The 12,660-nt window shown below is 49.6% G+C and carries 10 protein-coding genes; 6 read left to right on the top strand and 4 right to left on the bottom strand.

What is annotated here, in order from left to right; all coding sequences use genetic code 11:
- Positions 1-18 precede the first annotated feature (18 nt).
- Positions 19-729, bottom strand: coding sequence for a purine-nucleoside phosphorylase (gene deoD / locus N8M53_RS14125; RefSeq protein ID WP_269580491.1), 711 nt, complete (start codon positions 727-729; stop codon positions 19-21).
- A gap of 22 nt (positions 730-751) precedes the next feature.
- The gene (locus N8M53_RS14120) at positions 752-922 is read right to left on the bottom strand and encodes a XapX domain-containing protein (protein ID WP_021023774.1); all 171 of its coding nucleotides are present in this window, start codon (positions 920-922) and stop codon (positions 752-754) included.
- Positions 923-1,445: 523 nt separating this feature from the next.
- Here N8M53_RS14120 and N8M53_RS14115 point away from each other — a divergent pair.
- The 4 genes from N8M53_RS14115 (at position 1,446) to N8M53_RS14100 (ending at position 5,119) form a co-directional block, all read left to right on the top strand.
- Positions 1,446-2,360 carry a siderophore ABC transporter substrate-binding protein gene (locus tag N8M53_RS14115; protein ID WP_269580490.1) on the top strand — a complete coding sequence of 305 codons (915 nt, stop codon included), beginning with the start codon at positions 1,446-1,448 and terminating at the stop codon, positions 2,358-2,360.
- 75 nt (positions 2,361-2,435) lie between these two features.
- Positions 2,436-3,383 carry an ABC transporter permease gene (locus tag N8M53_RS14110; RefSeq protein ID WP_269580489.1) on the top strand — a complete coding sequence of 316 codons (948 nt, stop codon included), beginning with the start codon at positions 2,436-2,438 and terminating at the stop codon, positions 3,381-3,383.
- Positions 3,376-4,323, top strand: a complete 948-nt coding sequence (locus N8M53_RS14105; RefSeq protein WP_269580488.1) for an iron chelate uptake ABC transporter family permease subunit — start codon at positions 3,376-3,378, stop codon at positions 4,321-4,323. The genes N8M53_RS14110 and N8M53_RS14105 overlap by 8 nt, the downstream gene beginning before the upstream one ends.
- Before the next feature lie 4 nt (positions 4,324-4,327).
- Complete coding sequence (locus N8M53_RS14100; RefSeq protein WP_269580487.1) at positions 4,328-5,119, top strand: ABC transporter ATP-binding protein; 792 nt, start codon at positions 4,328-4,330, stop codon at positions 5,117-5,119.
- A 41-nt stretch (positions 5,120-5,160) separates the two neighbouring features.
- Here the strand turns inward: N8M53_RS14100 and yddG are convergent, their stop codons facing one another.
- Positions 5,161-6,078: an aromatic amino acid DMT transporter YddG gene (yddG, locus tag N8M53_RS14095; RefSeq protein WP_269580486.1), complete on the bottom strand. Its 918-nt coding sequence runs from the start codon at positions 6,076-6,078 to the stop codon at positions 5,161-5,163.
- 118 nt (positions 6,079-6,196) lie between these two features.
- Positions 6,197-9,943, bottom strand: a complete 3,747-nt coding sequence (locus tag N8M53_RS14090) for an EAL domain-containing protein (protein ID WP_269580485.1) — start codon at positions 9,941-9,943, stop codon at positions 6,197-6,199.
- A gap of 277 nt (positions 9,944-10,220) precedes the next feature.
- Between N8M53_RS14090 and N8M53_RS14085 the strand changes: the two genes are divergently transcribed.
- The gene (locus tag N8M53_RS14085; protein WP_420066624.1) at positions 10,221-11,864 is read left to right on the top strand and encodes a methyl-accepting chemotaxis protein; all 1,644 of its coding nucleotides are present in this window, start codon (positions 10,221-10,223) and stop codon (positions 11,862-11,864) included.
- 16 nt (positions 11,865-11,880) lie between these two features.
- On the top strand, positions 11,881-12,627 hold the full coding sequence (locus tag N8M53_RS14080; RefSeq protein WP_077771700.1) for an SDR family oxidoreductase: 747 nt from the start codon (positions 11,881-11,883) through the stop codon (positions 12,625-12,627).
- The last annotated feature ends 33 nt before the right edge of the window (positions 12,628-12,660 follow it).

Below are 12,660 nucleotides of genomic sequence, written 5' to 3'. Positions count from 1 at the left end.
GTTTCCTCCGACCAACACTTACAGGTTGATCGCTGTTTCTAGCGAGACGGTCATCATTTCATTGAATGATTTTTGACGTTCATCTGAGCTAAGTGCTTCACCGCGAATGATATGATCAGACACAGTAAGGATGGTCAGTGCACGAGCGCCTAGCTCTGCAGCGACACCGTAGATACCGGCTGCTTCCATATCCACCGCCAAAATGCCAAGGTTGTCCATTTTATTGAACAAATCGGCTTCTGGGCTATAAAAGAGATCGGCAGAGAAGACGTTACCTACACGTACAGAAACATTCTGCTTACGTGCTTCACCGACTGCTGTTTCAAGCAGGTGGTAGTCTGAGATAGCCGCAAAGTCATGGCCAGCAAAGCGTGTACGGTTTACTTTCGCATCAGTGGATGCGCCTTGTGCGATGATGACATCCATCAGTTTGACATCGTCTTTAACCGCACCGCAGCTGCCGACGCGGATCACGTTCTTAACACCGTAATCTTTGATTAGCTCATGCACATAGATTGAGCAAGATGGGATCCCCATGCCGTGGCCCATGACAGACACTTTTTTGCCTTTGTAGGTGCCGGTGTAGCCGAACATGTTACGCACGTCAGTCACGCGTTCCGCGTTCTCGAGGAAGTTTTCGGCAATGTACTGCGCACGCAGCGGATCACCAGGCATGAGGACAGTTTCAGCAAATGCGCCATCAGCAGCATTGATATGTGGGGTAGCCATAGTGTGCTCCAATTATCTTTAGTTAAGAGAAAAAGCGTTCGATCACAGCTTGGTAAGCCATGCCGCCAAGGTAGATACCAACAATGCCCATGATCCCAGAAATCACCGGGGGAGCAGGCAGTGGTAGCTTGATCGCGCTGAAGAAGAAGCCAACGATGGCACCAGCGACGACCGCAAGTAAAATTTCGTTCATTATAACCCTCAAACATCTAGTTAGGTGCAGTCCAGCTCAAATCGGTACCCAAATTGCGACAGTCATAGCTGTCTTTATTGTCTTTTAAGTGGTGCCGCATGAGATGAGCCTAGTGTATGTAACCCGTGCGTCTTTACGCGCGATCTTGATCACAACTATCCCCATATTAGCGCGTAATGGCCACTATGATTACTGAATATGTTGATAGTGTCGATGCAATCGCTTGCGTTTTATTCAAATAGCGCGATTTTTTCGTCTCTCAGGTGCTTGGTGGTGACTAATCAACAGCAGGTAGCCGATTCAATTGCGTTTTTTTTGCGCAAGATCAAAACAGTTTTGGTAAGCGTAACTGGCATGTCTGAATGAAAGGAATGATGCTCGGCGGTTGTATGCAAAAAGCAGTGCCTTAACGCTATGCGCCTGATCAATAACATTATAAATATTAATAATTCTCACTTCTATTCGTGACTTGTTTATTCAACTGCGTTAGCATTCCCCCACTGATTTTTGCGAGGAAAGGGCTATGCAAGCTTTTCGTTCATTTTTTCCATTTATTTTTCTCACTGTTTCTTTGCTGTTGAGCAGCCAAGCTGCGGCAAAAACGATCACGCATGCGATGGGCACCGTTGAAATCGACGGTGTACCACAACGTGTCGTTGTGTTGGGGCAGGGCAGTTTAGATGTGCTGGACCGTCTTGGTGTTGAGCCTGTTGGCGTGGTGAAGTCTTTAATGCCGGATTATCTCGCTAAAACCTACCAAGATGATAAATATGTCGCGGTAGGTACGGTGAAAGAACCTGATTATGAGGCAATTTTTACCGCTAAGCCGGATTTGATCATTGCGGAAGCGCGTATGGCGTCGCTCATGGGCGAGTTAGAGGAAATCGCACCGACTATCATGTTTAGAGCGGACTACAAGAATTACTGGCAAAGTGTGCAAGCTAATTGGCGCATGCTAGGCAAGGTGTTTAATAAGCAAGAAAAAGTCGACGCGATCATTGAACAAATGAACAGCAAAATCGCACAGACGCACGATAAAGCGGTAGCAGACAACTTTAACGCTTTGATGGTCATGAGCAACGGCAGTAAAGTCGCGATGTTTGGTGAGAATAGCCGCTTTGGCATCGTGTTTGATGAGCTAGGCTTGAAACCTGCGAAAAGCGACGATGTAGAAGTGGCCGGCTCACATGGTAACTTGATTTCGTTCGAATACATTGCCGACGCGAATCCCGATGTTTTACTAGTACTGGATCGCGAGCAGGCGATTGGCGAAGGTGAAGGCAAGGCGAAAGCGCGTTTTGATAATCCTTTGGTCAACAAAACGCATGCTCACCAGCAGCAACGTATCAGTTATCTCGACCCAACCGCTTGGTACATCACCATGGCCGGTATGACGGCGATGGATAAGATGATCGATGATGTAAACCGCGTGCTTTAATCATCATACGAGAAACAAACAGACCCAGGCTCGCCCTGGGTCTTTGTGGTTCTAGACCTCAACGGTAGTGATCTTGTGAAGTATCTTTCTATTCCTGTCCTTGTGGTGTTGGCGATCTTGTCGATATCCATTGGTGTGGCGCACGTGTCCTTCGCGAGCTTGTGGGCGGGCGACCCAGAAGCGTGGACAATTTTTACCACCAGTCGTATTCCTCGGTTACTGGCTATCTGTTTGGCCGGTGCGGGCTTAAGTGTGGCTGGACTCATCATGCAGCAGATCTGTCAAAACCGCTTTGCCGCCCCCGACACCACCGGCACCATTGATTGTGCGCTACTGGGTTATGTGCTGACGTTGGTTGCGTTTGGTGGCGCCAGCCAGTGGTTGGATCTGTCCGTTATTGTGGGAATGGCGATGGCAGGCACTTGGCTATTCGTCCATTTTCTCCAACGACTGAAGTTTAAAAATACCGTGCTGGTTCCCTTGATTGGCATTATGTACGGCAATGTGGTTTCTTCGCTGACCCAATTTTTAGCTTACAAGTACGATCTGATTCAAACCTTGCAAGCATGGACTGTCGCCAATTTTTCGTCGGTGCTAGCAGGAAATTATGAAGTGCTCTTTGTGGCTATTCCGGTATGTGGTGTCGCCTATGCGTATGCCAGCCAATTCAGCGCTGCCAGCATTGGCGAAAGCTTTGCCAAAAACATCGGCCTTGATTATCAAAAGGTGGTGTTATTTGGCGTCATGGTGGTCGCGTTGTTGTCGTCTGCTGTGGTGATGATCGTTGGTGTCATCCCTTTCCTTGGCTTAATTGTGCCTAATGTTGTCTCGCTTTTTATGGGCGATAACATTAAACGCAACTTGCCTTGGACGGCCTTTTGGGGCGTGGTGTTGGTGCTGAGTTGCGACATTCTTGGCCGTGTCATCATCTTTCCTTATGAAGTGCCAATCGCGATGATTATTTCTATCTTAGGCGGTGCGGTGTTTATCTATCTGGTAATGAGGGATAAAGCCAATGCGTGATGGTATCAAGCTCTCTCTGGTTGCAATAGGTGTTGTGCTCGTGGCGGGGTACTTTTTGGGGCATGGATTAACCGCGGACAATTACGCATATTTTCTTTCGCGACGAACCCCTAAGGTATTGGCAATCACGCTGGCTGCCGTGGCCATCTCTGCCTCTTCGCTGGTATTTCAAACCATCACCAACAATCGGATTCTGACCCCTTCGATTCTGGGCTTTGATAGTTTATACGTCCTCTTGCAAACCGTCTTATTGGTGGTATTTGGCTCAAGTAGCGTATTGCTGATCAATGCCTATGCGAACTTTACCGCCAGTGTGGTGTTAATGACCGTCAGCGCGACTGTGTTGTTCATGCTTTACTTTCGTCGACATCGCGCCAACATCTATACCCTGCTGTTAATTGGCATCGTGTTAGGTAGCGTATTTGGCAGTATCAGTCAGTTTTTTACCTTGTTAGTCGACCCAAGTGAGTTCGCCATACTGCAAGATGCGATGTTCGCCAGTTTCAATAATGCCAACCGTGAACTGGTCTATGTCAGTGTGCCGGTATTGGCAGCCTGCTTGCTGGTGTTATATCGATTTAGCAATCAGCTTGATGTGTGTTTGTTGGGTGAGGATAACGCCACCAGCCTTGGCATCGATACGCGGCGACTCACGCTGAAAGTGATGACGGTGATCGCGGTGATGATTGCGGTCTCTACCGCGTTGGTCGGGCCGGTGCTCTTTTTTGGTTTGATTGTGGTGAGCCTCGCGCGACAAATGTTTGTCAGTTATCAGCATCGTTTTTTAATTGTGGCCACCAGTATATTGGCCGCCTTTTTGTTGTTAAGTGGCCAGTATGTTGTCGAGCAATGGTTTGGGTTTGAGACCACGGTGAGTGTGATCATTAACTTTGTCGGTGGGGCTTACTTCTTGTATCTACTGACGAAAAACAAGTTTTAATATTATGATTGAATTAATTGGATTATCGAAAGCTTACGGCCAAACACAGGTGGTCAATCAAGCCAGTGCACTGTTTCCTCTCGGTAAAGTGACTGCCATCATCGGCCCCAATGGGGCCGGGAAAAGTACGCTGTTATCGATGGCGAGCCGACTGACGGAGAGTGATGCCGGTGAGGTGTTGATTGGTGACAAACCACTGAGTGAGTGGAGTAACTACGCATTGGCGCAGCGCCTGGCGGTATTGCGTCAAGCGAATAACGTCAATATGCGCTTCCGGGTGCGTGAGTTGGTTGCATTTGGGCGCTTCCCCCACTCAAAAGGGCGGCTAACCGAACAAGACAATGCAGTGATTGACGATGCGTTAGCGCAGCTCGGGTTAACAGAATTGCAAGACCGCTTTATTGATCAGCTCAGTGGTGGTCAGCGTCAAATGGCATTCATCGCCATGGTGGTGGCACAAAACACCGACTATGTTTTCCTCGACGAGCCACTCAACAACCTCGATATTCGTCACTCTGTGGCGATCATGAAAACGGTACGAGATCTGGCACACCGACACAACAAGGCAGTGGTGGTGGTGATGCACGATATCAATTTTAGTGCGTGCTACGCCGATAACATGATCGCGATGAAAGCGGGTGAGGTCGTTGCCAGTGGCCAAGTGAAAAACGTGGTGACTAAACCCATTATGGAGCGGATTTACGAGATTGATTTTGAAGTCGAGGAGATAAACGGGCAGCGCATTTGTTTGTATTATGGCGCCGCCACGTCGTCGATGGCCGCTGCAGAGACTTAAGTGTGTTGTGAATGACTAGCCGCTATTAGCGGCTAGTGCTCCTAAAGTGCTTTGGCCTCGGTGCGTTTGTTTGCAGCTTGTTTAACGGGTGCCCGAGTCAGCCACCAGCTTGCCAGTGAGCCTAAAGTGACCATGGCCACACCTTGCCAAAAGGTGAGCGTCAACGACGTCGATAGGAGTACTGCCGACAATAAGGTCGATAAGATAGGAATGAAATAGGACAACGTGGCCAAGACCATCAAATTGCCCTTGAGAATGCCAATATTCCACAGCCCATAGCCGCCACCCATTGCCAGACCAGCGAGAATAACATAGCCGCTGGTTTGCCATGAAAGACGCATGGCGGGTACGTCAGAGGCGAGATAGCCTACCCACAAAGTCACCGCAGTGGCACAGAAAAACCAGGTGATACCGTTATGACCCTGCGCGCGCATCTTGGTGAGATTGCAGTACATCGCCCAAATAATCGCACCGCTAAACGCCAATATATAGCTAACCGGGTTGGATTGAATGTTTGCCACTAGGTGAGACCAAGACACGCCTTGTTTGCCCCCTACTGTCCACACCACGCCCATAAAGGCGACCGCTAACGCAGGATAGAGCCAAAGGCTCACTTTCTGACGAGTTAAGATGACAGACAATAAAACGGTTAAGCAAGGCCAGAGGTAGTTGATCACCCCCATTTCTATCGCTTGGGTGCGGGTATTCGCCCAGGCCAGTGACAAGGCCAAGCACAGTTCATACACCACGAATAAAACGCCACCGATAACTAAATATTGGCGTGGAAACTCACGGAGGTTGGGAAGACCCACACAGACAATCAAACAGAGAGAGGCTAGGGTATAAATGGCCGCTGCGCCACCGAGTGGCCCAAGCAGTTCGGTAACATGGCGAATAAAGGCGACATTACTGCTCCAAAGTATGATGGCGCCGCACCCAGCCAGTGTATATCGGTTCATGAGGTAACCGTCCAAGCAAAACCTCTAAATTGCCTTTTTTATTGGGCGTGTGCAACCACGATTGCCACTGCGTATTAGGTGAATGAGTAAAACAGTAGTCGGTCGTCGTCGGGCACTGTCAGTGACTCGGCGGTGTGAGGGTATGCGTGGCAAGCAGTGTATCAAGCGGTGTCGGGTGGTCGATAAGAAACCCTTGTACGTAGTTAATGCCAATTTCTTGCACGCAGGCAAGTTTTTCCTCATCGGAGACCCATTCCGCGACCGTTTTGTAACCCATGGTGTCACAGATGCTGACAATGGACTCCAGTATGACGCGATCGATTTTGTTTTCTCGGTTGGTGAGGTTAGCAACAAATTGACCGTCAACTTTAACCACATCCACATTGAACAACTTTAAGTAATGAAATGAGCAGAGGCCTGCGCCAAAATCATCCAACGCGACATGTGCACCATAGTGGCGTAGCTCATCAATAAAGGACACCGCAGTGTTTAAATGACTAATGAGTGCTGATTCAGTGATCTCGAAACACAGTCGTTCGGCAGGAAGGACGGACGCGCTTAATAGCTGTTTGAGTTGTGCTTGAAATTTAGGATCACTGATTGAGTTTGCTGAAAGGTTGATGTTGAACCTGAGCCCTGACTCTGCCAACTCAGTCGCGCGCGTATTTAGCACATAGTTCACGACCCAACCATCGATATCGCGAATGTAACCAAAGGCTTCGGCTGCGGGGATAAATTCACCTGGGTTCATAATACTACCGTCGGTATCTATCATGCGTATTAACAGCTCATACCAATGCTCAACAACTGGCCCTTGTGCGGGTGCAACTTGTTGACCAAAGAGCGTAAAGCGGTTTTCAGTCAGTGCCCGTGTGATTTTTCCCACCATTTGCATGTCACTGTGGCGTCCCTGTGCGGTCCCTGAGATATCATTGTAATCCACGATCTGCCCGCGTCCTGCCGACTTGGCCTCATACATCGCCACATCGGCGCGGCTCATCAAATCCGAGAGGGTTAACGTTGCATCGTTAACATCCACCAGACCCACACTGGCACTGATGGCAAAAATGCGCTCGCCATAGGAGAAAGATAACTGCTCAAGCTGTTTGATTAAGTCGGCGATCGTACGCTTCGCGTCGCGCATATTGCAGTGTGTGAGCAGCAACGCAAACTCATCTCCACCTAAACGAGCTACCACATCATCACTACGTATGTTATCAGCTAAGGCTTGTGATACTTGGCATAGGACTTCGTCACCGGCGTGATGGCCGACTGAGTCATTGATGATTTTGAAAAGGTCTAAATCGATAAAGGCTAAGACGGAGGGCGACTGATTCTCGCTGGACAAGTGATTTTCCATCAGGGTTTCAAAGGCGCGGCGATTGGGTAGCTGCGTGAGCGAATCATGATTGGCGTTATAGTCTAACTGTGCCATTAACGCGTGCTCATCCGACACGTCTCGCAGCACAAACACATACCCGTGTTGACCGTTTTGGTTACTGGTCAGTGGGGACACTGCCACCGACACGTACATGCGTTTGCCACCCGCGAGAACCAGTTGATAGGCGTCTTGTATTTGGGTCTCAAAAAAGGTCTCTGTTTGTTGATTGCCAAAACTGGAAAGCAGCACCCGTTGCTGGTTGTTATACAGTTCGAAAACCGTGTCCACAGGTCGGCCGAGTGGCAGCACGTTATCATTGGCAACAAGCCACTGGGCGGTATTGTTCAGATAGGCCAGGTTGCCTTGCTCGTCGATGGTGATGACTGCATCGTTGATGGAATTCATCACCACATCAAGCTGTTCACGCTCCTGGGTCAGAGCATGGTTGAGCTCGTTGATTTCAGTATTGTCCCAATTAGCGCCGATCATCCGTGCCGTGTTGCCATTGTCGTCTATTTGTAAGCTGGCGAGAGCACGGATGTAGCGAATTCGCCCTTGGCTATCAATGATCCGAAATTGGGTATCGAGTCGTTGATGATGCGTAAGCGCGTGCTGGAGCGTTTGGTTGACAGCCTCTGCATCATCTGGATGAAGACGTTGTTGCCAGGTGGCGAGTTTTTCACTGCCTTCGGCCTCGGGGACATCATAGAGGCGGTACATTTGTGCGTCCCACTCTAGCCTGTCTTCGTTAATGTGATACTCCCAAATACCAATGTTGGCAGCCTTTGTCGCGGCCTCTAGGCGACGGCGTAAAGTATCTGTTTGCCGGTTAGTTAGATACTGCTCAGTGATGTCAATCACGGTACTCAAGACGGTTTCGGTTTCTTCCCCCGTTTGGCGCGCCGATGATTGGCGCAGGTAGCGATAGACGCTGGCGTCATTTTTAAACCGGAAAACCTCTACTATCCGATCGGTGTGTTTATCGACGAGCAGGCGCATAGATTGTTCCCATGCGGCGCGATCGTCTGGATGTATGCGACTGACCCAGTCTTGGTAGGTGCGTATCGTTTTGGCATTGATGCCGAGCAAAGGCGCAGACCATCCAGAAAACAGCAACGCCCCCGTATGAATATTGAGTTCAAATACGGCAAGTTTGTTGATATCTAGGGCAAAGCGCCAACGTTCAAGCCAGCGTTTTTGTTCACGCTGTGCCGCTTTGAGTACGTTAATATCCTCAACTTGGCTGATCAAGTGAGTGACATGGCCAGCATGTTTATCCCGAACCGCGGTGAGCGAGAGCCGTCCCCATACTGTCTCACCATCGGCACGTACAAAACGCTTTTCCAATCGCTTGTTGTCAGCATGACCCATGATCAGATCGTTAAAATAATCCCTCAGCGAAGATTGGTCTTGTTCTCGTGTGAACAAAGAGACATGCGATCCGATAAGCACGCGGCGCTCACAGCCAAAAAATTGCGCCAAACTGGCGTTTGCATCTTGGACAATCCCCCGCGGATCAAGTATCGCCATCCCAATCAATGAGTTATGCATGGCTTGCGTGAGTAGCGAGTGCTGCTCAATGTGATGTCGTTGATGACGTCGATAACTATACGCTAGCTGTGTCATCCCGACCCCGATCACTAATGTCGCGGCCGCGGTGACTAGGCGCGATAGGGATACTTGGTGTTCGCTGTCGATATGGAAAGCAAAGACACCCATCGCAGAAAGGAGATCAAAGCTGACCACTGATAAGGCGATAGTGGCAAGGCCTATTAGTCTGCTTTGCAGTGTGGCGGCAATGAAAAACAAGCCTGTCAGCGCGATGAACGGATAGGGGAAGGCATAAAAAAGCAAGCTGATCAGGGCAAAAAGCACAAGACTGCCGATTATCATGGTCGCGGGAGCCGGCATGGGGCGATACAGTCTATCGTGGGTGTCGGCGTATAGCCGCTCCTTAAGTGTCAATAACAGCGGGAACAGAGCGACAAATCCGATAAACTCACTGAAAAACCAGCGTATTAAATAGTAGTTGAGCCCATGATCATTGAAGGCAGATAAAACATAGCCCCCGAGGAGAGCACCGACAAGCGGGCTAACAACGGCTGTTGGCATCAATCCGCGGATAAATGGCCACACACTTGACAAAGGATTGCCATAACGCTGGCGCATAAAAAGGTATAACGTACAGCCTGTGAATGCGGTCAATGTATTGATGAACGCCAGCTTAAGGCTTAATACATAGGGGAGCCCCATCAGGTAATCCGCCGCGAATACGCCGATAAATAAACCGAGGGTAGCTAACATGCGCGCGCGGTAAGGAAGGTTGGTCAGTGAGAAAGCCCCCACCGCGGAGGCGTACCAGATCACCGCAAACTCCTCGCTTTCAGGAATGACAGCCAAAGAAAAGCACACCAGCGAGAAGCTAGTTGCCATCAATACCAAAAAGGCGTTAAGCGCCTGACGCACTTGTTGATTGCGGGGCATGGCTCTCTCATTAATTACAACGACCTAGGCGTAGCTTAGCGCATTTTGTCTAAGAATTAACGACGTTTATTGCGTTTCCGCTATCTTTAACGATGCCGATTAACCTACCGCTGTATGGAGAGACAGTAGGGTCTGGGCCCTACAAATGGTTTGGTGACAAGCCCTACATATCTAGTGCTTTAGTCGAAATTTGATCACTTTCATCGCTATTGAGCATGAAGAATGGCATTAGTAACTAAATCGTGGCAGTCCTGTGGTCGAGATACGACCGCATGCCATGGCATTGAATAAAATGGGTTCAGTGAGGAACAAAGGTGGCTCGATGACAGGGAACGCAGCGAACAAACAATCATGGCTTTGGGTTGTAATAGGCACCACGTTGACACTTTTAGTGTTGGTGAGTTGGCGCTTTTTTTCTGAGCAGTTTTATACGGTAGCGGGACTCCTCACCTGCCAAGCGCTCGTGATCGTGTTGGCAATGAAGGTGCTCTCGTCGCCACCCAAGGTGGAATCGGGGCAAGGTATCGAGGAGGACACACAAACGCTACCGATGGAGACGGTCGGACGGCTGGCAACGCGCGCCACCATGAATGCCATGAATGCGGCGGAAGTCTCGCATCGCTCGGATATACTAAAAACGCGATTAACCGAACAGTTTTCTTCTGTGGTCGAGGTCACCGAGACCGCACAGCATATCGAACAGACGTTGTCTGACACCTGCCAAGCGCAGGCGGCATCCGTTGAGCAAGTGACGCGTATGCGAGACCTTAGTCTGGAAGGGGCTGATAAGCTCACCGCCTCAATCGTGGAAATGCGTGATATTAACCAAAAAACGACTGAAACAGTGGCACGTATTGAAGCGTTAGACGCTAACGTCAATAAAGTGAGCGATGTTGCACAAGTTATTGATGCGATTGCAGAGCAAACGAACTTATTGGCGTTGAACGCCGCCATTGAAGCGGCACGAGCGGGAGAGCAAGGCCGTGGTTTTGCAGTGGTTGCTGATGAGGTTCGTCAGCTAGCTCAGCGCACCTCGCAAAGTACCAGTGAGGTGGCAGCTATCATTAAGCAAATCATGAGTGAATCCAGCAATGTCATGACCCATATTCAAACCTTGTCGTCGGATGTTGAGTCGGGGACATTGAATGTTGAGCGCGTAGGAGAGATTTTAACCGACCTCTCGTCCAGAGCCGATCAGGTTGAAGCCGCCGTGAGACAAATGGCGGATGGATCGTCACAAAACAGTGCTAGCCTCGAGCAAATTGCTTCAGCATTGACCCAAGTGCGGACTGGACTAGAAGACAGTGATAATCAGGTGATTGCGCTGAGCCAAGAAGCGGAAGGCTTGATGGAAACCACCGAAAAAACCAATGCTGTTTTTGCCGAGCTGTCTGAGGCGAGCCCACATCAACGCTTTTTTAAAGCAGCCAGCTTATGTCGTGATCGTATAGAGGCAGCGTTTGCACAAGCCATTGAAAAGGGTGAGATCAGTAAAAGTGATTTGTTTGACCGCCACTATCAGCCGATCGCGAATACCGATCCTAAAAAATATACCACCCGGTTTGATAGCTTGTGTGATCGGATCTTACCGCCTATTCAAGAGCCAATTCTTGAGACTGATGAGAACATTGTTTATGTGATTGCCAATGACAACCATGGCTACGTCCCCACGCATAATCAGCGCTTTTGCCAGCCTCTCACCGGTGATTATGCGCAAGATATCACCGGAAACCGGACTAAACGCTTATTTGATGACCGAACAGGTAGGCGTTGCGGTCAACATACTGATACCATGTTGCTGCAGACCTACAAGCGCGATACGGGTGAGGTAATGCATGATCTCTCTGTCCCTCTTTTTGTTGCAGGTCAACATTGGGGCGCAGTGAGAATGGGGTATTATCCACCGGTATCGGCGGATTAAGCGAAAAGGAGTAGCAATGAATCCAGTTGCGATTGTAACCGGGGCAAGTGGCGGCATTGGCCGTGAGACGGCAAAACTATTGGCACAGCGTGGCTATGCCATTTGCATCAATTATCTTAGCAACAGTGAATCTGCTTTTGCGCTTGTTGATGAGCTTCAAGCAATTGGTGTCAATGCAATTGCAGTTCAGGCGGATGTATCGAGCGAAGAGGGTGTGAAGCGCTTATTTAGCGAAGCAGACAACCGTCTGGGAAATATCACTGCACTGGTTAACAACGCAGGGATCATGTTGCCACAGTCGACGGTGAGCAGTATGGATGCAGAGCGGATCAACGCGATGTTCCAAGCGAATGTCACCAGTGCCTTTTTGTGCTGCCGCGAAGCCGTACACCGCATGGCGCAGTCCCGTGGGGGAAATGGAGGGGCGATTGTTAACGTGTCCTCCGCCGCGGTAAAAACAGGATCGCCCAATGAATATGTTGACTATGCAGCCACCAAAGCAGCGCTTGATACGCTTACCATGGGGTTGGCAAAAGAAGTCGGGCGCGAAGGTATTCGTGTGAATGCGGTGCGGCCAGGACCGATAGATACGGATATGCATGCCGCAGGCGGTGAGCCGGATCGCGTCGCCCGTGTCGCGGATAACATTCCACTGGGCCGCGGTGGTTCTACCCTAGAAGTGGCAGAAATGATTGCTTGGTTATTATCAGACAATGCCTCGTACTCGACAGGGAGCTTATTTGATGTGGCGGGCGGCATGTAGCCTTATTTTTTCATCAATTTGTAAGTAACTTGG

This window comes from Salinivibrio kushneri, from assembly GCF_027286325.1.
In the GTDB taxonomy this organism is placed as follows: domain Bacteria; phylum Pseudomonadota; class Gammaproteobacteria; order Enterobacterales; family Vibrionaceae; genus Salinivibrio; species Salinivibrio kushneri_A.
This window is presented reverse-complemented; position numbering and strand designations above follow the sequence as displayed.

What these genes read in the sequence shown, in the direction of transcription:
- N8M53_RS14090 (WP_269580485.1), bottom strand. Translation starts at nt 9,943, where the DNA reads ATGCCCCGCAATCAACAAGTGCGTCAGGCGCTTAACGCCTTTTTGGTA.
- deoD (WP_269580491.1), bottom strand. Translation starts at nt 729, where the DNA reads ATGGCTACCCCACATATCAATGCTGCTGATGGCGCATTTGCTGAAACT.
- N8M53_RS14080 (WP_077771700.1), top strand. Translation starts at nt 11,881, where the DNA reads ATGAATCCAGTTGCGATTGTAACCGGGGCAAGTGGCGGCATTGGCCGT.
- N8M53_RS14085 (WP_420066624.1), top strand. Translation starts at nt 10,221, where the DNA reads ATGGCATTGAATAAAATGGGTTCAGTGAGGAACAAAGGTGGCTCGATG.
- yddG (WP_269580486.1), bottom strand. Translation starts at nt 6,078, where the DNA reads ATGAACCGATATACACTGGCTGGGTGCGGCGCCATCATACTTTGGAGC.
- N8M53_RS14115 (WP_269580490.1), top strand. Translation starts at nt 1,446, where the DNA reads ATGCAAGCTTTTCGTTCATTTTTTCCATTTATTTTTCTCACTGTTTCT.
- N8M53_RS14100 (WP_269580487.1), top strand. Translation starts at nt 4,328, where the DNA reads ATGATTGAATTAATTGGATTATCGAAAGCTTACGGCCAAACACAGGTG.
- N8M53_RS14105 (WP_269580488.1), top strand. Translation starts at nt 3,376, where the DNA reads ATGCGTGATGGTATCAAGCTCTCTCTGGTTGCAATAGGTGTTGTGCTC.
- N8M53_RS14120 (WP_021023774.1), bottom strand. Translation starts at nt 922, where the DNA reads ATGAACGAAATTTTACTTGCGGTCGTCGCTGGTGCCATCGTTGGCTTC.